The 23,654-nt window shown below is 61.6% G+C and carries 21 protein-coding genes; 15 read left to right on the forward strand and 6 right to left on the reverse strand.

The window, feature by feature from the left end:
- Positions 1–86: 86 nt before the first annotated feature.
- The 3 genes from BM216_RS11590 to xylA all read left to right on the forward strand — a co-directional run bounded on the left by BM216_RS11590 (position 87) and on the right by xylA (position 4,262).
- Positions 87–1,112: a LacI family DNA-binding transcriptional regulator gene (locus BM216_RS11590; protein WP_092999207.1), complete on the forward strand. Its 1,026-nt coding sequence runs from the start codon at positions 87–89 to the stop codon at positions 1,110–1,112.
- 87 nt (positions 1,113–1,199) lie between these two features.
- Entirely contained in the window at positions 1,200–2,654 is a 1,455-nt protein-coding gene (gene xylB, locus BM216_RS11595; RefSeq protein WP_092999209.1) for a xylulokinase, read from the forward strand.
- A 297-nt stretch (positions 2,655–2,951) separates the two neighbouring features.
- On the forward strand, positions 2,952–4,262 hold the full coding sequence (xylA, locus tag BM216_RS11600; protein WP_092999211.1) for a xylose isomerase: 1,311 nt from the start codon (positions 2,952–2,954) through the stop codon (positions 4,260–4,262).
- Positions 4,263–4,307: 45 nt separating this feature from the next.
- Here the strand turns inward: xylA and BM216_RS11605 are convergent, their stop codons facing one another.
- On the reverse strand, positions 4,308–5,369 hold the full coding sequence (locus tag BM216_RS11605; protein ID WP_092999213.1) for an SDR family oxidoreductase: 1,062 nt from the start codon (positions 5,367–5,369) through the stop codon (positions 4,308–4,310).
- A 107-nt stretch (positions 5,370–5,476) separates the two neighbouring features.
- On the opposite strand from BM216_RS11605, the gene BM216_RS11610 reads away from it, so the two are divergent.
- The 7 genes from BM216_RS11610 to BM216_RS11640 all read left to right on the forward strand — a co-directional run bounded on the left by BM216_RS11610 (position 5,477) and on the right by BM216_RS11640 (position 12,418).
- The gene (locus BM216_RS11610) at positions 5,477–5,848 is read left to right on the forward strand and encodes a winged helix-turn-helix transcriptional regulator (protein ID WP_092999215.1); all 372 of its coding nucleotides are present in this window, start codon (positions 5,477–5,479) and stop codon (positions 5,846–5,848) included.
- A 162-nt stretch (positions 5,849–6,010) separates the two neighbouring features.
- Complete coding sequence (locus BM216_RS11615; RefSeq protein ID WP_092999217.1) at positions 6,011–6,262, forward strand: hypothetical protein; 252 nt, start codon at positions 6,011–6,013, stop codon at positions 6,260–6,262.
- Positions 6,263–6,477: 215 nt separating this feature from the next.
- Positions 6,478–8,007, forward strand: a complete 1,530-nt coding sequence (locus tag BM216_RS11620) for a sugar ABC transporter ATP-binding protein (RefSeq protein ID WP_092999219.1) — start codon at positions 6,478–6,480, stop codon at positions 8,005–8,007.
- Positions 8,004–9,005, forward strand: a complete 1,002-nt coding sequence (locus BM216_RS11625) for an ABC transporter permease (protein WP_092999221.1) — start codon at positions 8,004–8,006, stop codon at positions 9,003–9,005. Before BM216_RS11620 ends, BM216_RS11625 begins: the two co-directional genes overlap by 4 nt.
- Positions 9,006–9,137: 132 nt before the next feature.
- Entirely contained in the window at positions 9,138–10,103 is a 966-nt protein-coding gene (locus BM216_RS11630) for a substrate-binding domain-containing protein (RefSeq protein ID WP_092999223.1), read from the forward strand.
- A 77-nt stretch (positions 10,104–10,180) separates the two neighbouring features.
- Positions 10,181–11,233, forward strand: coding sequence for a sugar phosphate isomerase/epimerase family protein (locus tag BM216_RS11635; protein ID WP_092999225.1), 1,053 nt, complete (start codon positions 10,181–10,183; stop codon positions 11,231–11,233).
- Positions 11,234–11,245: 12 nt separating this feature from the next.
- On the forward strand, positions 11,246–12,418 hold the full coding sequence (locus tag BM216_RS11640) for a Gfo/Idh/MocA family protein (RefSeq protein ID WP_092999227.1): 1,173 nt from the start codon (positions 11,246–11,248) through the stop codon (positions 12,416–12,418).
- Between the two features lie 62 nt (positions 12,419–12,480).
- Here the strand turns inward: BM216_RS11640 and BM216_RS11645 are convergent, their stop codons facing one another.
- The 5 genes from BM216_RS11645 to BM216_RS11665 form a co-directional block, all read right to left on the reverse strand.
- On the reverse strand, positions 12,481–12,885 hold the full coding sequence (locus tag BM216_RS11645) for a DoxX family protein (protein ID WP_092999409.1): 405 nt from the start codon (positions 12,883–12,885) through the stop codon (positions 12,481–12,483).
- Between the two features lie 205 nt (positions 12,886–13,090).
- Entirely contained in the window at positions 13,091–13,888 is a 798-nt protein-coding gene (locus BM216_RS11650; protein ID WP_177230763.1) for an HD-GYP domain-containing protein, read from the reverse strand.
- Between the two features lie 388 nt (positions 13,889–14,276).
- Complete coding sequence (locus BM216_RS11655) at positions 14,277–15,599, reverse strand: c-type cytochrome (protein WP_092999231.1); 1,323 nt, start codon at positions 15,597–15,599, stop codon at positions 14,277–14,279.
- 11 nt (positions 15,600–15,610) lie between these two features.
- Entirely contained in the window at positions 15,611–17,380 is a 1,770-nt protein-coding gene (locus BM216_RS11660; RefSeq protein ID WP_092999233.1) for a GMC family oxidoreductase, read from the reverse strand.
- A gap of 5 nt (positions 17,381–17,385) precedes the next feature.
- Positions 17,386–18,087, reverse strand: coding sequence for a gluconate 2-dehydrogenase subunit 3 family protein (locus BM216_RS11665; protein WP_092999235.1), 702 nt, complete (start codon positions 18,085–18,087; stop codon positions 17,386–17,388).
- Positions 18,088–18,529: 442 nt separating this feature from the next.
- Between BM216_RS11665 and BM216_RS11670 the strand changes: the two genes are divergently transcribed.
- The 5 genes from BM216_RS11670 (at position 18,530) to BM216_RS11690 (ending at position 23,558) form a co-directional block, all read left to right on the forward strand.
- Positions 18,530–19,903, forward strand: a complete 1,374-nt coding sequence (locus BM216_RS11670) for a GH1 family beta-glucosidase (protein WP_092999237.1) — start codon at positions 18,530–18,532, stop codon at positions 19,901–19,903.
- Between the two features lie 301 nt (positions 19,904–20,204).
- Entirely contained in the window at positions 20,205–21,239 is a 1,035-nt protein-coding gene (locus tag BM216_RS11675; protein ID WP_092999411.1) for a methionine ABC transporter ATP-binding protein, read from the forward strand.
- The gene (locus BM216_RS11680; RefSeq protein WP_092999239.1) at positions 21,229–21,897 is read left to right on the forward strand and encodes a methionine ABC transporter permease; all 669 of its coding nucleotides are present in this window, start codon (positions 21,229–21,231) and stop codon (positions 21,895–21,897) included. The genes BM216_RS11675 and BM216_RS11680 overlap by 11 nt, the downstream gene beginning before the upstream one ends.
- Before the next feature lie 20 nt (positions 21,898–21,917).
- Positions 21,918–22,697 (forward strand): MetQ/NlpA family ABC transporter substrate-binding protein, encoded by a 780-nt coding sequence (locus BM216_RS11685; protein WP_092999241.1) that lies wholly within the window; start codon positions 21,918–21,920, stop codon positions 22,695–22,697.
- 84 nt (positions 22,698–22,781) lie between these two features.
- Positions 22,782–23,558, forward strand: coding sequence for a MetQ/NlpA family ABC transporter substrate-binding protein (locus BM216_RS11690; RefSeq protein ID WP_092999243.1), 777 nt, complete (start codon positions 22,782–22,784; stop codon positions 23,556–23,558).
- Positions 23,559–23,654 lie beyond the last annotated feature (96 nt).

The following is a 23,654-nucleotide window of genomic DNA, read 5'->3' on the forward strand; positions in this document are numbered from 1 at the left end:
CGGCCCTTTTTCGTATCCGGCAAGATGCGAAAAATTCTGATTTACGTACCTCAGAATGTGGGCTACGAAATTCCTCGGAGGAATTGATGAAGCCCACCGTTCATGACATTGCGCGCAGCGCAGGCGTCAGCCTCGCGACGGTCGATCGCGTCCTCAACGGCCGGCCGGGCGTGCGCCACATCACCCGCGAGCGGGTGGAGCAGGCGATCTCCAATCTGGGTTACGTGCGCGACGTTGCGGCCGCGAACCTTGCCAAGAGCCGCACCTATTCCTTCGTCTTCCTGCTGCCCAGCAACGACAATTCCTTCATGATCGGCCTGCGCGAGGAAGTGCGGGAGGCGGTGCTGCGGTCCGGTGCGGAGCGCACGACGATCCGTGTCGTCGACGTGCCGCCATTCGATGCGGACGCACTTGCTCAGGCACTCGATGATGTCGCTGATGGCCAGCCGGACGGCGTCGCCTTCGTGGCGGTAGAGAGCGAAGCGGTGCAGGCGGCGGTGGCGCGGTTGCGCGAGGCCGGCATTGCCGTCGTGACCCTGGTTTCCGACCTGCCGGGCTCCGAGCGCGAGCATTTTGCCGGTATCGACAATCATGCGGCCGGGCGCACCTCCGCTAACCTTCTCGGCCGCTTTCTCAACGGACGCGATGGCCGAGTGGCGGTGGTGGCCGGTTCCATGCTGGTGCGCGATCACCGCGAACGGCTGGAAGGTTTTCTTTCCGTCATGGCCGAGGATTTTACCCGGCTCGCCGTTCTGCCCGTCATGGAGGCGCTGGACGATCCGGCGCTGGCGGCCGATCTCGTCTCCGCGACCTTAGGGCGTTACCCGGATGTCGTCGGGCTCTACAGCCTCGGCGCCGGCAATCGCGGCGTGGTGCGGGCGCTGAAGGATGTGAAGCCGGAAAAGCGGCCAATGGTCGTTGCTCATGAATTGACGCAGACGACGCGCGCGGGCCTTTCCGAAGGGCTGATCGATGCCGTGCTCAACCAGGATGCGGGCCATGAGGTGCGCAGCGCCATCCGTGTGCTGAAGGCCAAGGTCGAGGGCCTGCCGGTCATCGCGGCGCAGGAGCGCATTCGTATCGACATATTCCTGAAGGACAACCTGCCCTAACTCTTGCCGCAAGCGGCATGTCTCATGGGTGGGCAGGTTCGAAACAAACAGGCCGCAGCAGAATGCGGCGCATAAGGAGAAGACAGCATGTATCTCGGTCTCGATCTCGGCACATCCGGCGTCAAGGCGATGCTGATCGATGGCGATCAGAAGGTCATCGGCTCGGCGAGCGGCGCGCTCGACGTGTCGCGCCCGCATTCCGGCTGGTCGGAACAGGACCCGGCCCACTGGATCCGCGCCACGGAAGAGGCGATCGCCGGCCTGAAAGCCGCGCATCCGGCAGAGCTTTCTGCCGTGAAGGGCATCGGTCTTTCCGGCCAGATGCACGGCGCGACGCTGCTCGATGCCGACGACAAGGTGCTGCGTCCCTGCATTCTCTGGAATGATACCCGATCCCATGTGGAGGCGGCGGCGCTCGACGCCGATCCGCGCTTCCGCAAGATCACCGGCAATATCGTTTTCCCGGGCTTCACCGCGCCGAAGCTCGCATGGGTGAAGAAGAACGAACCGGACATCTTTGCGAAGGTCGCCAAGGTTCTGCTGCCGAAGGATTATCTTCGCCTGTGGCTGACCGGCGAGCACATTTCGGAAATGTCCGACTCCGCCGGCACCTCCTGGCTCGACACCGGTGCGCGCAAATGGTCGTCGGAGCTTCTGGCCGCGACCGACCTTTCCGAAGCGCAGATGCCGTCGCTGGTCGAAGGCACCGAGGAGGCCGGCAGGCTGCGCGTTGAACTCAAGTCGCAATGGGGTATTGCCGGGGATGTGGTCGTCGCCGGTGGGGCAGGGGACAATGCAGCCTCGGCCTGCGGCATGGGTACGGTGAAGGAAGGCGAGGCCTTCGTGTCACTCGGCACGTCCGGTGTTCTGTTCGCCGCCAACGGCTCGTATCTGCCGAAGCCCGAGAGCGCCGTGCATGCCTTCTGCCATGCGCTGCCGAAGACCTGGCACCAGATGGGCGTCATCCTGTCTGCCGCCGATGCGATCAACTGGCATGCGAAGGTGATGGGCAAGCCGGCGGCGGAGCTTTCCGGCGAACTCGGCGAAACCCTGAAGGCGCCGACCGGCGTCACCTTCCTGCCCTATCTTTCCGGCGAGCGCACGCCGCATAACGATGCGGTCATCCGTGGTGCCTTCCTCGGGCTCGAGCATGAATCGAGCCGGGTGGTGCTGACCCAGGCGGTGCTCGAGGGCGTGACTTTCGCCATTCGCGACAATCTGGAAGCGCTGAAATCGGCGGGCACGTCGATCTCCCGCGTCACCGCCATCGGCGGCGGTTCGCGGTCGCGCTACTGGCTGTCGTCGATCGCCACCTCGCTCGGCGTGCCGGTGGATATCCCGGCGGACGGCGATTTCGGCGCGGCCTTCGGTGCGGCCCGTCTCGGCCTGATCGCAGCGACCGGTGCCGATCCGATTTCCGTCTGCACGGCGCCGAAGACGGACGCGACGGTCGAGCCGGTGTCGGCGCTGTCGGAAGCATATGAGGGTGCATATCAGCGTTATCGGAAGGCCTATCCGGCGATCCGTGCGATTGCCGGGTGATATTTTCGGGGCGTTGCTGGTTGTGGCATGCCCTTCAGCCAGAGCGCCGCAAGCTGCGCTTGACCTCTCCCCGTAAACGGGGTGAGGGGACGCAGAAGTTGCGATTTGCATCTCTCTCCCCATCATCACGGGGAGAAAGTGCCTGAAGGTGGATGAGGGGCAGCGCCGTGGCTGCTATCAGGAGCGCCGACGGTGGTGGCTCGAAATATATTGAGGTACGTACATCATTATCTGATTTACGTACCTCAAGAATGATGCAAGAGTTTGATGACCAAATCTCAAGGAGGAGATACCAAAATGAGCACAGGCTTTTTCGGCGATATTTCGAAGATCAAGTATGAGGGGCCGGACAGCACCAATCCGCTGGCCTTCCGTTTCTACAATCCCGACGAGGTCGTCGCAGGCAAGCGGATGGAAGACCATCTGCGCTTCGCCATCGCCTATTGGCACTCGTTCACCTGGCCGGGCGGCGATCCCTTCGGTGGCCAGACTTTTCTGCGCCCCTGGTTCTCCGACACGATGGAAGCGGCGAAGCTGAAGGCCGATGTCGCCTTCGAATTCTTCTCGCTGCTCGGCGCGCCCTTCTATGCCTTCCACGATGCGGACGTTCGCCCGGAGGGCAATAACTTTGCCGAGAACACGAAGAACCTCAACGAGATCGTCGATTATTTCGAGAAGAAGCAGGCCGAGACGGGCGTGAAGCTGCTCTGGGGCACGGCCAACATGTTCTCCAATCGGCGCTACATGTCGGGTGCTGCCACCAATCCGGATCCTGATGTGTTTGCGTTTGCCGCAGCGACGGTGAAGACCTGCCTCGATGCGACTAAGAAGCTCGGTGGCGACAACTACGTGCTGTGGGGCGGTCGCGAGGGGTACGAGACGATCCTCAACACCGACTTTTCGCGCGAGCTCGACCAGATGGGCCGCTTCCTCAACCTCGTCGTCGAATACAAGTACAAGATCGGTTTCAAGGGCACGATCCTGATCGAGCCGAAGCCGCAGGAGCCGACCAAGCACCAGTACGACTACGATGTCTCGACGGTCTACGCCTTCCTCCAGAAGCACGGGCTGGAAAAGGAAGTGAAGCTCAATATCGAGCAAGGCCATGCGATCCTCGCCGGCCATTCCTTCGAGCACGAGTTGGCCATGGCCAATTCCTTCGGCCTGTTCGGCTCGATCGACATGAACCGCAACGACTACCAGTCCGGCTGGGATACCGACCAGTTCCCCAACAACGTGCCGGAAATGGCGCTTGCCTATTACCAGGTTCTGCAGGCGGGTGGCTTCACCACCGGCGGCACGAATTTCGACGCGAAACTGCGCCGCCAGTCGCTCGATCCGGAAGACCTGCTGATCGGCCATATCGGCGGCATGGATTGCTGCGCCCGCGGCCTGAAGGCTGCGGCCAAGATGGTCGAGGATGAGGCTCTGTCCAAGCCGCTGCGCGCCCGGTACGAGAAGTGGGACAGCCCGGAGGCGCAGAAGATGCTGCGCGGGGAATACAAGCTCGACGACATCGCCGCCATAGTGGAGCGCGAGAACATCAACCCCGAGCCGGTTTCGGGCCGCCAGGAATATCTCGAAAACGTCGTTAACCGCTACGTTTGACGAGCGATCCGCCGGAGGGTTTTCCTCCGGCGGATACTTTTGGGCTTACGGAATGAGCCGGTCGGCGCGCAGTTGTTCGAACAGCGCGTAGAAGGCGTCGTCGGTCGGCTGATAGTCGAGAAATCCGAGGCGTCGGCTTTTCGACATGTCGGTGACGACCTCGATCGGGCGGCCGAGATCGGCGTCCGTATGCCAGGGCGAGACGAGCCGGTCGATATCCGGCTCCGCCAGTCCGAGACGCTCGGCGATCTCACGCCAGATCGCGGCATCCCCGGCCATCTGCTGCTCGAGCGGCCGGGCGGTTCCGTCGAACGGCGCCGGCTCGATGCCGAACCATTCGGCGATGCGGCTCCACATCCACTTCCAGCGGAAGACGTCGCCGTTGACGACGTTGAACCCCTGGTTCGCTGCTGCCGGCGTGGTGGAGGCCCATAACAGATGGCGGGCAAGCAGCGCGGCATCGGTCATGTCGGTCAGGCCATCCCACTGCATGCCAACGCCTGGGAAGCGGAACGGCCGGCCCGTCTGCTTGCAGATCGACGCGTAGACGGCAAGCGTGGTGCCCATGTTCATCGCGTTTCCGACCGCCTTGCCGACGATCGTGTGGGGACGGTGGATGCTCCAGGTGAAGCCGTCCCGCGCGGCGGCGGCAAAAACCTCGTCTTCCTGCGCGTAGTAGAAGTTGTCGATGTCAAGGCGGCCCTGTTCCTCGCGGAACGGCGTCTGCGGCAGCGCGCCTTTTCCATAGGCCTCGAACGGCCCGAGATAGTGCTTGAGCCCGGTCACCAGCGCCACATGCTGTACCGAGCCTGCCGGTGACAGGGCGTCTAGCAGGTTGCGCACCATGGCGGAATTGACGCGGATGTTTTCCGCTTCCGTCGGCTGCCGCAGCCAGCTCGATATGAACACATGCGACGGAGCGACGCCGGAAAGGGCGGAGGCGAGCGACGCGGGATCGAGGAGATCAGCCGCAACCGGCGTCACGTTTTCCTGTTGCTGCGGCTTGCGGGCGAGGCCCCAGACCTGCCAGCCTTCATCGCCAAGGACTTTGGCCGTCGCGCTGCCGACGATGCCGCTCGCGCCCACGATCAATGCTTTCTTCGTCATGACTTCTCCTGTCGTTTCGTGGCTCATCTAGTCTTTTGCGGGTAGGCGTGCCAGAAGGCACCCGAACGGGACATAGACACCCTGACGTAACCACCCGGAGAATGAAGATGCAGCCCGGATCACCGGATCATGAATGGCGTGAGGACTGTGCGCCGCGACGCGTGCTGGAGATATTTTCCTCCAAGTGGACAAGCATGATCCTGCATGTGCTGCACACGCGGCTTGATGGCTGTGCGCGCACCGGCGTGCTGCTGCGCAGCCTGCCCGGAATTTCCAAGAAGATGCTGACCCAGACCCTGCGCGACATGGAGGCCGCAGGTCTCGTTACCCGCCGGGTCTACGGCACGGTGCCGCCGGCCGTCGATTACAGCCTCACACCTCTCGGTACGCGCTTCGTCGAGCCGATCGATCTTCTTTATAGTTGGGCGCGCGACAATGCCGATGCACTTGATGCGCTGGTGGGCAAAAACCGCGTCTGAAGCGGGTGGTTTTTCTGTCGCGCGTCAAGTTACCACGGTGAATGCGGTAGATTTTTACAATTCAAATCAAGCAAGGCATGATTGTAAGACTGACGAAGCTTGAGTGGCCGATACCGGCATTGTGGGAACGACGCTTTCCCGATCGGCTTCAAGGAGTAGACCATGAGACATCTGTTAGCGGTTTTCATCGCCATCGCGGCCCTCGCACCGGCGGCACATGCCGTGACGATCGACCCAATTCCCGGCAGTCTCGTCTATCCCACGCAACCGAAAACCAAGCTCAGGAAAGCGCCCGTCGGCAGTATCGTCCAGCACAATTTCTACAGCAATGGCGTCAACTACAACGAAACCTACAGGGTGCTGCCTGACCGGCGGCTGAAGCTTCTCAACCGCCGCCCGATCATCAGGGAATAGTCCCTGCGGAGATGGGCGTGCGGAGAGAGAAAAACTGCCCACGCCATCATGACGCGAAGTTGAGGCCGAAAGCTGCTTTACGTACCTCAGAATCTTCGATAGCCTGAAATCCAGGGAGGACTTCAGGTGCACCACATCGCTTGCGAGGAGGCAGGCGTTGGGGGCAAGCCGCATAGCGGCAGCTTCACGACGCTTATCATTTTCAGGCGCGCGGCATGATCGCGGCGTCCAATTCATCTGCCGTGCCGCTTCTCGATGCGCGCGGCCTTTCCAAGACATTCGGGATCGTCGAAGTCCTCAAGGATATCAGCCTCACGGTCAGGCCCGGCGAAGTGCATGCCATCATCGGCGAAAACGGCGCCGGCAAGTCGACGCTGATGAAGATCCTCGCCGGCAATCACCAGCCGACGCGTGGCGAGTTGCTGATCGACGGCCAGCCGATGAGCTTTTCCGGTCCGGTGGATGCGGAAAAACACGGCATCGTGCTGGTGCATCAGGAAATCCTGCTGGCCCCGGACCTGACGGTGGCGCAGAACATCTATCTCGGCCGGGAGCTGGGCAAGGGGCTTACAGTCGACGACCGGACGATGAACGAGGGCGCCGCCAAGGCGATCCGCGATCTCGGCGCCGACATCGACCCGAACGCGATCGTCTCGCGGCTCTCCATCGCGCAAAGGCAGCTGGTGCAGATCGCTCGCGTCCTGCTCGTGCCCCATCGCGTCGTCATCTTCGATGAGCCGACCGCATCGCTGACGCCGCATGAGACGGAAGCGCTGCTGAAGGTTATCACTGATATCCGCGCCAAGGGTGTCGGCGTGCTCTACATCTCGCACCGCCTGCCGGAGGTGAAGGAGATTGCGGACCGTGTCACCGTTCTGCGGGACGGCCGGCTGGTTGCCTCGCATGAGACGACCGAGCTGGAGCCTGCCGACATGGCGCGGCTGATGGTTGGTCGTGATGTGGCAAAGCTCTATCCCGACCGCCATGCGGCCGAAGCGCGCGAGACGGTGCTCGAGGTCGAAGGCTTCGACGTGCCGGGCTATGCGCGGGACGCGGCCTTCGCCCTGCGGAAGGGGGAGATCCTCGGTTTTGCCGGGCTGATCGGCGCGGGGCGCACCGAACTGATGGAAGGTCTGGTGGGCCTGCGCACGGCCAAGGGCAATGTGCGGTTCAACGGCCGGCCGGTTCATTTCACCGACGTGCATTCCAGCCTCAAGGCGGGTGTCGCCTATCTGTCGGAAGATCGCAAGGGCAAGGGCCTGCTGCTCACCAAGGACCTGCGCGTCAACCTGACGCTCGCCTCGCTCGGCAAGTTCATCCGCGGCCTGCAGATCGACCGCAAGCGGGAAGGCGAGGCGCTGGACAAGGCGATCCGCGATTTCGACATCCGCACCGGCACCAAGGAAATCCTTGCCGGCCAGCTGTCAGGCGGCAACCAGCAGAAGCTGTTGCTCGCCAAGATGATGCTGCTCGACCCGCAGGTCGTCATCATCGACGAGCCGACGCGCGGCATCGATATCGGCAACAAGGAACAGATCTACAAATTCATCGCCAGCCTGGCTGCGGAAGGACGCTCGATCATCGTCGTCTCCTCCGAAATGCCTGAGCTGATCGGCATCTGCGACCGCATCCTGGTGATGCGCGGCGGCCGCATCGTCGGCGAGGTTCAGGGAGAACACATGACCGAAAACGAGATCGTCCAGCTTGCGACCGGCGTCAATGCGGGTTCGGGAGAGGCGGCATGAACGCGGCGGTAACGGACACGTCCAAGGCGCCGAAGACGTCCAAGGACTGGGACATGGCTGCGATCGCGCCCTTCGTGGCGCTGGCGCTGCTTCTGGTGCTCGGCTATTTCGCCAATCCTAATTTCGTCTCGCTTGCGAACCTGACCAATGTCATCACCCGCAGCGCCTTCATCGCCATTATTGCGCTCGGCGCGACCTATGTGATCTCGTCGGGCGGGCTCGATCTGTCGGTCGGCTCGATGGTGGCCTTCGTCGCGAGCCTGATGATCATGTTCATGAATTCCGGCGCCATCGCCGACCCGATGATGATGCTGGTTGCGGGCATGCTGGTGGCGCTGGCACTCGGTGCCGCCTGCGGGCTCGCCAACGGGCTGATCACCACGGTCGGCAAGATCGAGCCCTTCATCGCCACGCTCGGCACGATGGGCATTTATCGCGGCCTAACAACATGGCTGTCCCAAGGCGGGTCCATCACGCTTCGGGATCGCGAGTTGCAGCAGCTTTATCGCCCGGTCTATTTCGGCGACGTGTTCGGCGTCCCGATCCCGATCATCGTCATCTTCGTCACCGCAGCACTCGCCGCCTTCGTGCTCTACCGCACACGCTACGGCCGACATCTGATCGCCGTCGGTTCGAACGAGGAAGTGGCGCGCTATTCGGGCATATCCGTCCAGCGCGTTCGGACCATCGCCTATGTCGTGCAGGGGCTCTGCGTCGCCGTCGCGGTCCTGATCTATGTGCCGCGTCTCGGTTCGACCTCGGCCACGACCGGCATTCTGTGGGAGCTGCAGGCGATCACGGCGGTCGTCGTCGGCGGCACGGCGTTGAGGGGCGGCGTCGGCCGCATATGGGGCACGGTCTGCGGCGCCTTCATCCTGGAGATCGTCGGCAACATCATGCTGCTGTCCAACTTCGTCAGCGAATATCTGATCGGCGCGATCCAGGGGGCGATCATCATCATCGCCATGCTGGTGCAGCGGACGCTGATGCGGAAGTAAGAGGCATACAGGCAATTCCGGGAAAAACGTGGAGCGGCTTTCCGGAATGCGCCTGATTAAAGAGATCGACCGGGCATCTGGGGTGCGCCCGGTCAGGAGGAGAGACCCCTTGAACCTTGGGAGAGAGAGAACATGCGTAGAAGAACATTCGGTCTCGGCGTCGCCGGGCTTGCGGCATCCGTTGCCGCCGCCCCGAGCCTCGGCCTTGCTCAGGAAGGGAAGAAGGTGACGATCGGCGTTTCCATTCCGGCAGCCGACCACGGCTGGACGGCGGGCGTCGTCTATCACGCCGAACGCGTCGCCAAGCTTCTGATGGCCGAGCACAAGGGCCTCAACGTCATCGTCAAGACGTCGGCCGATCCGGCAAGCCAGGCAAATGCGGTGCAGGACCTTGCCGTGCAGGGCATCGATGCGCTCGTCATCCTGCCGACCGATCCGGACCAGCTCGTCTCGGCCATCCAGCAGGTGAAGGATGACGGCAAGTTCGTGGCGCTTGTCGACCGCGCACCTTCCGTCAACGACAACACGATCCGCAATCTCTATGTCGCCGGCAACAACCCGGCACTTGGTGAAGTCGCCGGCAAGTATATTGCCGAGACGACGCCGGAAGCCGAAGTCGTCATCATCCGCGGCCTGCCGATCCCGATCGACCAGCAGCGCCAGGACGGTTTCGACAAGGGCATCGAAGGATCCAAGGTCAAGGTTCTGGATCGCCAATACGGCAACTGGAGCCGCGACGACGCCTTCCGCGTCATGCAGGATTATCTGACCAAATATCCGAAGATCGACGTGGTCTGGTGCCAGGACGACGACATGGCGGTCGGCGTGCTGGAAGCAATCGAACAGGCCAAGCGTACCGATATCCAGTATGTCGTGGCCGGTGCCGGTTCCAAGGACATGATCAAGCGCGTCATGGATGGCGACAAGATGATCCCGGTCGACGTGCTTTATCCGCCGGCGATGGTGGCGACCGCCATGCAGCTCACGGCCGGCAGCTTCTACGACCAGGTTCCGGTCAGCGGCGAATACATTCTCGACGCGACGCTGGTGACCAAGGACAACGCGGAGAGCTTCTACTTCCCAGACTCGCCGTTCTGATCGGCCTTTTCGGGCGCGTGCGGTTGTCGTCGTGCGCGCCCGTTCCATGTTCCGATACATAAAACTGGAGGTATTTCATGAAGACGATCAAGGGCCCTGGCCTGTTTCTCGGGCAGTTTGCGGGCGATGCGGCGCCGTTCAATACCTGGGACGGCATTACCAAATGGGCGGCGGAAAAGGGCTATATCGGCGTGCAGGTGCCGACCTGGGCGAGCCAGCTGATCGATCTCAAGAAAGCCGCCGAATCCAAAGACTATTGCGATGAATTTGCCGGCGTGGCGCGACAGAACGGCGTCGAGGTGACGGAGCTTTCAACCCATCTGCAGGGCCAGCTGGTGGCGGTGCATCCCGCTTATGACGAAGCTTTCGACGGATTTGCCGTGCCCGAGGTGCGTGGCAACCCGAAGGCGCGGCAGGAATGGGCCGTCAATCAGGTGAAGATGGCGCTGACCGCCTCGAAACATCTCGGCATCAAGGCGCATGCGACCTTCTCGGGCGCGCTCGCCTGGCCGTTCATCTATCCCTGGCCGCAACGGCCGGCCGGCCTTGTCGAGACCGCCTTCGAGGAACTGGCCCGGCGCTGGACGCCGATCCTCGACCATGCCGACGAAAACGGCGTCGACATCTGCTATGAAATCCATCCGGGCGAAGACCTGCATGACGGCATCACCTTCGAGATGTTCCTGGAGCGGGTGAAGAACCATCCGCGTGCCAACATGCTCTATGATCCGTCGCATTATGTGCTGCAATGCCTCGACTATCTCGACAATATCGACATCTACAAGGACCGGATCAAGATGTTCCACGTCAAGGACGCGGAATTCAATCCGACCGGGCGGCAGGGTGTCTATGGTGGTTATCAGGGCTGGGTGGAACGCGCCGGTCGCTTCCGCTCGCTCGGCGACGGGCAGGTGGATTTCGGCGCCGTCTTCTCCAAGATGACGGCCAATGATTTCGATGGCTGGGCTGTGGTCGAATGGGAATGCGCGCTGAAGCATCCGGAAGACGGCGCCCGCGAAGGAGCCGAATTCGTCAAGGCGCATATCATCCGCGTCACCGAGCACGCCTTCGATGACTTCGCCTCCAGCGGCACGGATGAGGCGGCCAACCGGCGCATGCTGGGACTTTAAGGAGATTTTTTCATGGCAATCGAAGGCAAACAGGCCGAGGCGCGTGAGCCGCGGATCCGGCTCGGCATGGTGGGCGGCGGTTCCGGCGCCTTCATCGGCGCGGTGCATCGCATGGCGGCGCGGCTGGACGACCAGTTCGAACTCGTGGCCGGAGCGCTCTCCTCGACGCCGGAAAAGGCGCTGGCTTCGGGGCGCGAACTGGGTCTCGACAGCGCGCGTACATACGGCTCCTACAAGGACATGGCGATCCGCGAGGCACGACTGAAGGATGGTATCGAAGCGGTGTCGATCGTCACGCCGAACCATGTGCATTTCGAAGCGGCGCGCGAGTTCCTGAAGCGCGGCATCCATGTGATTTGCGACAAGCCGCTGACCTCGAACCTTGCGGACGCGAAGAAGCTGAAGAAGGCGGCGGATGACAGCAAGGCGCTGTTCATCCTCACCCACAATTACACCGGCTATCCGATGGTGCGGCAGGCGCGCGAAATGATCGCCAATGGCGAACTCGGCAAGATCCGTGTCGTGCAGGTCGAATATGCGCAGGACTGGCTGACGGAAGCCGCCGAACAGACCGGCGCCAAGCAGGCCGTGTGGCGCACCGATCCGGCGCAGTCCGGTGCCGGCGGCTCGACCGGCGATATCGGCACGCATGCCTATAATCTCGCGTCCTTCGTCACCGGGTTGACGCTGGAAAGTCTTGCTGCCGATCTCGACAGTTTCGTTCCCGGCCGCCGGCTGGATGACAATGCCCATGTGATGCTGCGCTTTGCAGAAGGGGCCAAGGGCATGCTCTGGTGCAGCCAGGTGGCGCCGGGCAACGAGAACGGCTTGAAACTGCGGGTCTATGGCGAAAAGGGCGGGCTCGAATGGGCGCAGGAGAACCCGAACTATCTTTGGTTCACGCCTTTCGGCGAACCGAAGCGGCTGATCACCCGTAACGGTGCGGGGGCAGGGGAGGCTGCGGCGCGCGTCAGCCGCATTCCCGGCGGTCACCCGGAAGGTTATCTTGAAGCCTTCGCGACGATCTATACCGAGGCTGCACGGGCGATCCATGCCCACAAGGCCGGCAAGGCGGTGGACAAGGCCGTGATCTATCCGACCGTCGACGATGGGGTTAAGGGCGTCGCCTTCGTCGAAGCCTGCGTCGCTTCGTCGAAGAAGAACGGCGCCTGGGTGAAGCTTTAAAAACAGAAAACCCGGAGCGTCGCCGCTCCGGGTTGCCTGTCTTGGGAATGCTGAGTGGCAGATCAGGCGAATGCCGCCTGCTTGCCCTTCATCTTGGCGTCGACGCTGACCGGGCCAGGGCCGGCTGCGAAGATGTAGAGGAAGATGAAGCAGAACAGGATGGAGGCGACCCCGCCATTCTGTGCTGGGTAGAAGCCGCGCGGAAAATGGCCGATGAAATAAGCGAATGCCATCAGGCCCGACAGGATGAAGGCGGCGGGACGGGTCTTGAAGCCGATCAGCACGCAAAAGCCGAGAATGAGTTCGAACAGGCCTGCGATCCAAGGCAGAGTTCCGACTGCCGGTACCTTCTCCGCGAAGGGAAAGTGAAGGATCTTCTGGGTGCCGTAGCTGAAGAGCACCAACGCCGAGACGGCGCGCAGAAGGCTGAGAAGATAGGGCTGGGATCTGTCGAGGTTTTGCAGCATGAGCGCTTCCATGTGATGAGTGGAATTGCCTCATCCGTTGCACCATGCTGCAGTGCAATACAATTTCAGTTGAAACATGCGTGATCGGCGGCAGCGGTCGTGTTGGCCTGTGGAAAGCCCCTGAGGAAAAGGGCATGTGATCTATCCAACGCCCTGCCGGGTCGTTTTTTTGGTGTCCGTCGCTCTTGCCCGCGAATGAAGCGTCTCAGCCGAAGAGCGATCCGAGCCGCAGGACCAGCTTGCGGTCAAACAGGTTGTTCTGGTCGTACATCCAGTTGATCGCCTCGCTGCTCGACCAGGCCTTCTTGTAGGGGCGAACGCTGGTCAGAGCATCGAACACATCGCAGACGGTGCAGATGCGCACCGCCAGGCTGATTTCGTCGTCCCGCAATCTGAGCGGATAGCCGCTGCCGTCGAGCGCTTCATGGTGGAGGCGGCAGACGTCGAGGATGAGATCGGACGTCTCGCCCAACTCCAGAAGACGCTGGTAGCCAAGTACGGGGTGGCTGCGGATGACGCGCCATTCCGCCTTGTCCAGCTTGCCGGGCTTATTGAGGATGGCGTTGGGAATGAGAAGCTTGCCCAGATCGTGCAGGATGCCGGCCCTGCCGATTTCCTCGACCATCGCGTCATCCATGTCGAGCTGTTCGGCCAGACGGCCCATGAGGCCGGCCACCGCGACGGAATGAAGGTAGGTTTCCTCGTGCTTCTCCTTCAGTCGCGACACTTCGAGAAACAGGTCAGGCGCGGTTTCGAGGCTTCGGCGCGCTGCAAGAGCGGCAGCGCCGGCCTTGCCCATATCCAGGGTGCCGGACATCAATCCCTCGACGCTTTCCCGCATCGACTGCATCGCGTCGTCGATGGCGGCAATCGTGTCGGCCTTCAAGGATCGCTGGGTCGGCGTCGGCTGAACATATCCGCTAGGAGCTCGCCGTATGAGGGCGGCGACGTCGATCCGGCTTTTCGTTTGGCTGACCATCAGTTCGACAGCCGATGACGACATGATTGCGTTTAAATCATCCTGCGTTTCAAGCATGAAACGACGACGGGAGAATTCGAAGCTCGGGCAGTCGACAGATTCGACATAGATCCCGGTTTGGGCAAGATTTTTTGGCAAGCGAACGATCACGGTGATCAGACCCCTAAAAACTAGGGGTATTTCAACCTGTAAGAATAAAATAAATACTTAATCTGCTGATCGGGTTTTCTGGAATACGCTTATTTTATATTGCTTTGGTACTATACCGTACGCAATACTCGTAAATATTTCATTCTTTATTTCGTTTTCTAGATTTATTCATTATCGCTAAATCAATTGCTGGTGGTTTTTTGTTCGCCATACGTTTGACGGCGTAATCGCCCCGCCGTCATGAACGGCGGGGCGAAATTTATCAGTGGTGTGTTGCCAGGTCGCGAACGGCCTTGACGTCTGCTGCCGAGACTGCCGGAGCCTTGTTGGTCCAACCTTCGCGAAGGAAGGTAGCAAGCGCTGCGATCTCTTCGTCGGAGAGACGCTTGTCGTAGCCCTGCATGCGGACCTTCATCGGACGGTCTGCCGTCGAAGGCAGTTCCGCGCCGTGAAGAATGACGCTGATCAGACCCTTCGGAGACTTCGCGGTGACGAGCGAGTTGCCGTCGAGTTCCGGGAAGATTTCTGCGGCACCCTTGCCGTTGACGAAGTGGCAGCCACCGCAGCTGTCGAGATAGAGGCGGGGGCCGAGAGGCATGTCCGCCTTGGCTTCCGTCAGCATCTTTTCTGTTTCGGTGACGACCGGTTCAGCCGGGGTCGCCGCAGCGTTTGCCGGGCCGGTGCCGATCTTCTTGAGGTAGGCGGCGATCGCCGTGTTGTCCTCATGGGAAAGGTACTGCAGCGAGTCACGCACGACGAGCATCATTTCGCCGGTTGCCGTGGAGTGGGCGTTACGGGCAGTCGCGAGATAAGCTGCGGTCTGCTCGGTGGTCCACTTCTGCGGGCCGCTTTCCGGACCACGAAGGTCGGGGGCGGTGTAGCCGTCGATCTCGCCGCCGGTCAGGAAGGCCTTGGACGTATCGTCGATGCCGTCCTGCGCCATGAACAGGTTGCGCGGGCTGTGGCAGGCGGCGCAGTGGCCGGCGCCTTCAACGAGATACTTGCCGCGGTTGAACTGCTCGTCCTGGCCTTGCGCCGGCTTGAAGCCAGGCTCGTAGCTGGCAGCCAGCCAGTTCCAGGCGCGCAGGCCGAAGCGCAGGTTGAACGGGAAGCCAAGCTTGGTCTCTTCGACCTTGTTGGAGACCGGTTCTACCTCATGCATGAAGTAGTCGTAGAGGGCGACAATGTCCTCTTCCGACATCTTGCGATAGTTCTCGTACGGCATGGCCGGGTAGAGATGCGTGCCGTTCGGGGTTACGCCATCGTAGAGGGCCGCGCGAAAGTCGTCGAGCGTCCAGTTGCCGATGCCGGTCTCCTTGTCGGGCGTGATGTTGGTGGTCCAGATCGTGCCCATCGGGCTCTGGATGGCACGGCCGCCCGCGAAGGGCTTGCCGCCCTCGTTGGTGTGGCAGGCCAGACAGTCGCCGGCACGCATGATGTATTCACCTTCGCCCTTGGCCGGCTTGTAGTCGGCCGCGAGTTGGGTGACCGGGCCGGTGCGCTGCACCGGTACGAAGATGAAGGCGAGGAGGGCGACGACGCCCAGAACGACGAGTGCGCCGAGAACGCGAATGAGCTTTTTCATCTATGTTCTCCTCACACCAGCGGCCGCGGGTTACGCAGGTAATCCGTGCGGATGGCGTGGGCGGCCCAATAGGCGAGACCGCCGACCATGCCGGTCGGGTTGTACTGGGTGTTCTGCGGGAAGGCGCCGGCGCCGAGCACGAAGATGTTGTGCTTGTCCCAGGCCTGCAGATAGCGGTTGACCGCCGACGTCTTGGGATCGGCACCCATGACGGAGCCGCCGACATTGTGGGTCGTCTGGTACGGACGTACGTCGTACATCGCACCTTCCTTCTTGAAGCCTTCCTGCATCGAGGTCGGGTTCAGGGCCTGAGCGATCGGCTCGATCTTGGACTTCATGAACTGCGTCATGCGGATGTCGTTGTTGTTCCAGTTGAACGTCATACGCATCAGCGGACGGCCATGGCGGTCCTTGTAGGTCGGGTCGAGGTCGAGGTGGTTGCCGCGGTAGGCCATGTGCGAACCGTGCGAACCGATCGACATCGAGTGGCCGTACCATTCGCCGATGCCTTCCTTCCAGCCGGCACCCCAGGACGGCGTACCCTTGGGCAGAGCCATCGAGCGGATCGGCTGGCCGTTGGACTGGCCGGCAGAAATGTAGGCGCCGCCGATAAAGCCTTCCTTGCCGAAGTCGATATTGTCGATGCCGAAGTCGTCGATGGTCATGCCGTTGGCACCGGTGCCGATGAACGGGTTGAACACCTCGTCCTTGAAGAACAGCGTGTAGCCGCCGTTCATCTGGTAGGCATAGTTACGGCCGGTGACGCCTTCGCCCGTTGCCGGGTCGTAGGGCTGGCCGATGCCCGACAGCAGCATCAGGTGCACGTTGTGCAGCTGATAGGCGGCAAGGATGACGAGGTCGGCCGGCTGGAAGACTTCTTCCTGCGTCTTTTCGTCGAAATAGGTGACGCCGGTCGCCGTCTTGCCGTCGGCTGCCATTTCCACGCGCAGAACTTCCGCATGGGTGCGGTATTCAAAGTTCGGCTTGCGCTTCAGGGCATCGAGGATGGCCGTCTGCGGCGAGGACTTGGAGTAGTTGTAGCAGCCGAAGCGCTCGCAGAAACCGCAGTGGTTGCACGGGCCCATCTGCATGCCGTATTCGTTGACATAGGCCTGCGAGGCGATGCCGCCCGGACGCGGGAAGGGATGGTAACCCATCGACTTCGTCACTTCGCCGAACTTGGCGCCGTCCCAGGTCGAAGGCATTGCCGGCATCGGGTAGTCGCGCGAGCGCGGCGCCTCGAACGGATTGCCGCCTTCGACGATCTGTCCCTTGATGTTGCCGGCCTTGCCGGAAATGCCGGCGACATGCTCGAAGCGGTCGAAGAAGGGCTCCAGCTCGTCATAGGTAACCGGATAGTCCTGAAGGTTCATGTCTTCCGGAATGATGCCGGCGCCCCAGCGTTCTTCGACATAGGAGCGCAGACGGTATTCCGACAGCATCGGACGCCAGTTGAGGCCGTTCCAGTGGGTGCCGGCACCACCGACGCCATTGCCCGGCAGGAAGGAGCCGAGGCTGCGATAAGGCAGGGCGGTTTCGCTGTCGCTGCGGCGGATGGTGACGGTCGAGTTGCGCGGCTTCTGCATCATGCCGAGGCGGACGCCGTATTTCAGCTCGTCGATCATGTTCGGAAACTGGAAATCCGGAACGGTGTTCTGGTCGTGACCGCGCTCGAGAGCGACGATTTCCAGACCGTCCTGCGCCAGTTCCATGCCGAGGATGGAGCCGGTCCAGCCGAGGCCGACGATGACCACGTCTTTTTTCTTTTCAGTGCGTGCCATGGTACTTACGCCCTTTCGCCGGAGATTGAGACAGGGCCGAGCGGGTACTTGACGTTGTGCTTCAAGACCCACTCCTTGTAGGAACCGCGGGCGCCGGGGAAGCCGATATACTTCCAGGCCTGCATGCCGTGGTTGCCGCCATACATCGGGTCGGCGAAATAGCCTTCCTTCGTGTTGCCGAGCAGGATGGTGAAGAAGTCACGCAGTTCCGGCTTGATCTTCATCTCGTCCTTCTGGAGCGAGGTGAGAGCCTTGTCCTGGGTCTCGGCATCCAGTTCGGCGAAGATCTTGCCGTGGGTCGCCTTGCACCATTCATCGAAGACCGGGATGGCCTGCTGGTAGATTTCCAGCGGGGTGAGCGGAGTCTGCCAGCCGCGCAACGGGCTTGCGTCCGCCTCGTGCGGGCCCTGCATGTACCAGTCGGCTGCCTTGCCGTAGTCGCCGGCGAGCTGCATGTCGATGAAGACCGGTACGCGTGCCTCGATCGCGCCGGGGCCATCGCCTTCCGACGGGATCAGTCTTGCCACGGCTGCCATGACGAAGGCCCACTCCGTGGGCTTAAGACAGTCCGGCTTGTATTCGGTGAGTGCCACCGGTTCTGGTTTCTGCTCGGCTTTCGCGTTCGTCACGATGCCGGCGACTGCCGCAGTCGCCGCAGATGCTTTCAGGAAGCTTCTGCGGGACGGCAAGCCCGGAAGATCTCTCATTGTTAGCTCCTTGGTGGCTGCGCAGGGGCAGCCCTTGAAATCTGCTTGAAACCCCCAAAAATCTAGGGAGCGTCAATCTGACACCTGCGCTGTATCGCCGCGCCTCAGGGCTTTCAAGGGCGGAAAGGCTAATTTCGGTTCTATTTTGGCGGGATATTAGAATTTATTTTCCTAATATGTTGATCTAGCGCATAAATTGTATTCATATAGAGTTGTAAAATGGCGTGTTCGCCGGAAAAATGGGCCAAATACAACCCTTGGGAGAGCGTGAATCGGGCCGAAAGATGGTTGAAACGCCTTGAATTAGGCGGAAAGGCGTCTGGGGTGCGGCGACAGTGGGATGGCCGATTGTGGAAGAGATCTTTGATATTGCTTTGCAACCGGAGTCGTAACCGTCTAAACCGCGGTCGGCAGTGTGGCTCCCGCGCATAGGACAGTTGACATGACCGATCCCAAGGCTTTCGCGGCACGTTTTCCCGGTGACTTCCTTTTTGGCGTTGCAACCGCCGCCTTCCAGATCGAAGGGGCGACCAAGACCGATGGCCGCAGGCCTTCCATATGGGATGCATTCGCCAACATGCCGGGCCGTGTGCTGAACCGCGACAATGGGGATGTCGCATGCGATCACTACAATCGGCTCGAGGACGATCTCGACCTGATCAGGGAGATGGGCGTCGAGGCCTATCGCTTCTCGATCGCCTGGCCGCGCATCATTCCCGAAGGAACCGGGCGGATCAACGAGAAGGGGCTCGATTTCTACGATCGTCTCGTCGATGGCTGCAAGGCACGTGGCATCAAGACATTCGCGACGCTCTACCATTGGGACCTGCCGCTGACGCTGATGGGCGACGGCGGCTGGACCGCGCGGTCGACGGCCTATGCGTTCCAGCGTTATGCCAAGGTGGTGATGGCGCGGCTCGGCGACCGGCTGGATGCGGTCGCGACCTTCAACGAGCCGTGGTGCTCGGTCTGGCTTTCCCATCTGTATGGCGAGCACGCGCCGGGCGAGCGCAACATGGAGGCCGCACTTGCCGCCATGCACACGACCAATCTCGCGCACGGGCTCGCCGTCGAGGCGATCCGCCATGTAACACCGAACGTGCCGGTCGGCCTCGTGCTGAACGCCCATTCGGTCATTCCCGGCTCCGACAGCGACGAAGACAAGGCTGCAGCCGAACGTGCCTTCGATTTCCACAACGGTGCCTTCTTCGGCCCGGTGTTCAAGGGTGAATATCCGGCTTCTCTCATCGAAGCGCTTGGCGACAGGATGCCGAAGGTGGAGGAGGGGGATCTCGCGGTCATCAGCCAGAAGCTCGACTGGTGGGGTCTCAACTACTACACGCCAATGCGTGTTCTGGACGACGCGTCGGAGAGCGCGGAATATCCGGCAACGAGGCCCGCTCCCTTCGTCGGAAAGACCGTGACGGATATCGGCTGGGAGGTCTATTCGCCGGCGATGAAGTCACTCGTCGAGGATCTCTATCGTCGCTATGAACTGCCGGATTGCTACGTCTCCGAAAACGGTGCCGCCTACAACATGACGCCTGCCGGCGGAGAGATCGATGACCAGCCGCGGCTCGACTACTATGTCGACCATCTTTCGGTCGTCGCCGATCTCGCGGCGGACGGCTATCCGATGAAGGGCTATTTCGCCTGGAGCCTGATGGACAATTTCGAATGGGCCTGGGGCTACAGCATGCGGTTCGGGCTGGTCCATGTCGATTACGAGACCCAGGAGCGCACGGTCAAGAAAAGCGGCAAATGGTACCGCGAACTGGCATCGCAGTTTCCCGGCGGCAATCACAAGCCGGGCTGATCAGGAGGGAATGTGGACATGGGGCGGAAGAATTTTTCCGCATTGGCGGATAATTGAAATTCCATCCCTATGAATTGCGGCAGAGCCGGGGCATTGATCTGCCACCGAAAAGGCCGTAGGGCCTGCAGAGAAAGCCGAACGATATGCTCCGGAAAGTCACCTGTCATCGAATGTGCCGCCTGGGTGCATGATTGCGCGGCAATTTCGCCGTTGAGATGACCTGACTAACTGTGAGTTCAAAATGACCATCCCCAATGCTGCGGCCAGCGTAGCCCCGTCCGCGAGTGCGCAGACCAAGCCGATGGTGTCCTTCGAAGGCGTGATCAAGCGCTTCGGCGGCACTGGCGGTCAGCCGGCATTTACCGCCCTCGATGGTATCGATTTCAGCGTCTCCCATGGCGCGATCGCCGGCATTATCGGCCGTTCAGGCGCCGGGAAATCCACTCTCATCCGCCTGGTGAACGGGCTTGAAAAGGCGACGTCCGGCAAGGTCGTGGTCGACGGCATCGAAGTCGGCGGACTGTCCGAGACCGGGCTCAGGGACCTGCGCCGCCAGATCGGCATGATCTTCCAGCACTTCAACCTCCTGACCTCGCGCACCGCCTTCGACAACGTTGCACTGCCGCTCGAAATCGCCGGCGTCGACAGCCAGTCGATCAAGGCCAAGGTCGGGCCGCTGCTCGATCTCGTCGGTCTTGGCGACAAGGCGAATCGTTATCCGTCCGAGCTTTCCGGCGGTCAGAAACAGCGCGTCGGCATTGCCCGCGCTTTGGCGACCGATCCCAAGCTCCTGCTCTCCGACGAAGCGACATCGGCGCTCGATCCGGAAACCACGCAGTCGATCCTCGAACTCCTGAAGCGCATCAATGCCGAACTCGGCCTGACCGTGCTTCTCATCACCCACGAGATGGAAGTGGTGAAGACGATTGCGACCGACGTCGCGGTCATCGACAAGGGCCGTATCGTCGAGGCCGGCAGCACGTTCGACGTCTATGCAAACCCGGCGCATGAGACGACGCGCACGCTGCTCGCCTCCGCGCTCGCGCTTCCCGAATGGCTGCGGAGCGGCATCAAGCGCTCGCCATCCGCTGGCGACCGCGCGCTGGTGCGTCTCGTCTTCTTCGGCGAGACCGCCTTCCAGCCGCTGACCGGCCGGCTCGTCGCCGAACTCGGCGCTGACGTCAACATCCTGGCCGGCGGCATCGAGGAGATCGGCGGCAAGCCGTTCGGTTCGCTCGTCGTGTCCTATTCCGCCGATCCCGCCGTCATCGCGCGGGCGGAGAAATTCTATGCCGAAACCGGCCTGAAGACGGAGGTGCTCGGCTATGTCGCCTGATATGCTCTTTAACCTGCTCCTGAAGGCTCTGCTTCAGACGCTGCACATGGTAGCGGTTGCCGGCATCATCGGCTCGCTGATCGGCCTGCCGATCGGCATCTTCCTTGCCACCAGCGGCAAGGGCGAGCTGTTCCCGGCCCCGACCGTCAACCGCATTCTCGGCCTTGTCGTCAACGCGGCGCGTTCGACGCCATTCATCATCCTGGTCGTGGCGATCATTCCGTTCACCCGGCTTATCACCGGCACTTCGATCGGCACCAGCGCCGCCATCGTGCCGCTGACGATCGCGACCATTCCCTTCTTCGCCCGTCTCGTCGAAGCCGCGATCCGGGAGATCGACAAGGGCCTGATCGAGGCGGCGCGCGCCATGGGGGCAACGCCGACCCAGATCGTCTTCAAGGTTTTGCTGGCTGAAGCCCGTCCGTCGCTGATGGCGGCGCTGACGATGACCATGGTCAGCCTGATCGGCTATTCGGCGATGGTGGGTGCCGTCGGCGGCGGTGGTCTCGGCGACCTCGGCATTCGCTACGGCTACCAGCGCTTCATGCCGGAAATGATGCTTGCCGTGGTCGTGGTGCTGATCGTGCTGGTGCAGCTCGTGCAGAGCGCCGGCGACGCACTCGCCCGCCGCTTCGACAAACGCAATCGCAAGAACTGATTTTCTAGAGGGGTAAGACCATGAAGAAACTGATCATCGCGGCGACGCTCGCCGCCCTGTTTTCCACCGGCGCGGCTCTGGCCGAAACGAAGAAGGTCGGCGTCACGCCCGGCCCGCATGCCCAGATCGTCGAGAAGGTCAAGGAAGTCGCGGCCAAGAAGGGTCTCGAGCTCGATGTCGTCGAGTTCTCCGACTATGTCGTGCCGAACCAGGCGCTGGCCGATGGCGATATCGACATCAACTCCTTCCAGCACCAGCCCTATCTCGACAACCAGGTGAAGGAACGCGGCCTTGATCTGGTCAGCGTGGCGCAGTCGGTGAACTTCCCGATGGCCGGCTATTCCAAGAAGATCAAGGCGCTTTCCGAACTGAAGGATGGCGCTTCGGTGGCCATCCCGAACGACCCGAGCAACGGCGCCCGTGCGCTCCTGCTGCTGGCCGACCAGAAGCTGATCACGCTGAAGGACGGCATCGGCGTCAAGGCTTCGGTCGCCGACATCGTCGAGAACCCGAAGAACCTCAATATCGTCGAGCTCGACGCCGCGCAGCTGCCGCGCTCGCTCGATGATGTCGATCTCGCCGCGATCACCACCAACTACGCGCTTGCCGCCGGTCTCAACCCCAAGTCGGACGGCATCTTCCAGGAAAGCACCAAGGCGCCTTACGTCGGCGTCATCGCCGTGCGCGCCAAGGACAAGGATGCCGACTGGGTCAAGACCTTCGTCGAAAGCTATCACAGCCCCGAAGTCTCGGCCTACATCGAGGAAACCTTCAAGGGTGCGATCACGCCGACCTGGTAAGCCCCGCCATTTCCGTCGCCGGCCAACGCAGATCACAAGGCCGGCGACGGCAACCAACCCATAAAAAACCGTGAGGAAACACCCATGAAGAGACTTCTTATCGCTGCCGCCGTAGCACTTGCCGCTGCCGGTTCCGCTCTCGCGGAAGACATCAAGATCGGCGTCACGCCGGGCGAACATGCCCAGATCATGGAAAAGGTCGCCGAGATCGCCAAGACCAAGGGCCTCAACATCGAGATCCTCGAATTTTCCGACTATGTCGTGCCGAACCAGGCGCTGAATGACGGCGACATCCAGGCCAACTCGTTCCAGCACCAGCCCTATCTCGACAACCAGATCGCCGACCGCAAGTTCGACCTGGTCAGCGTAGCTAAGACGATCACCACCCCGATGGGCGTCTATTCCAAGAAGGTGAAGAGCCTCGACGAACTGAAGGACGGCGCTTCGGTCGCCATCCCGAACGATCCGACCAATGGCGGCCGCGCGCTGCTCGTTCTCGCCTCCAAGGGCCTGATCAAGTTCAAGGACGACACGAACCTGAAGGTCACGCCGGCCGATATCATCGAGAACCCGAAGAACATCGAATTCTCGGAACTCGACGCCGCCCAGCTGCCGCGCTCGCTGGATGACGTCAATGCCGCCGTCATCAACACCAACTACGCAATGGAAGCCGGTCTGCATCCGAAGACCGACGCGATCGCTATCGAAGGCGAGAAGTCGCCCTATGCCAACGTCATTGCCGTGCGCACCGCCGACAAGGACCAGCCTTGGGTGAAGACGCTGGTGGAATCCTACAACAACGACACCATCCGCGACTTCATCAACACGGAATTCAAGGGCGCCCTGATCCCGTCCTGGTAAGATCGGGTTAGCTATCGCTTTTACTGCAAACGCCGCGTGTCTCACGCGGCGTTTTTCATTTCAGTTATCGCTTACGTTTTGCGCGCCGCTTAACCC

It is taken from the genome of Rhizobium sp. NFR07 (assembly GCF_900111905.1).
Taxonomy (GTDB): Bacteria; Pseudomonadota; Alphaproteobacteria; order Rhizobiales; family Rhizobiaceae; genus Neorhizobium.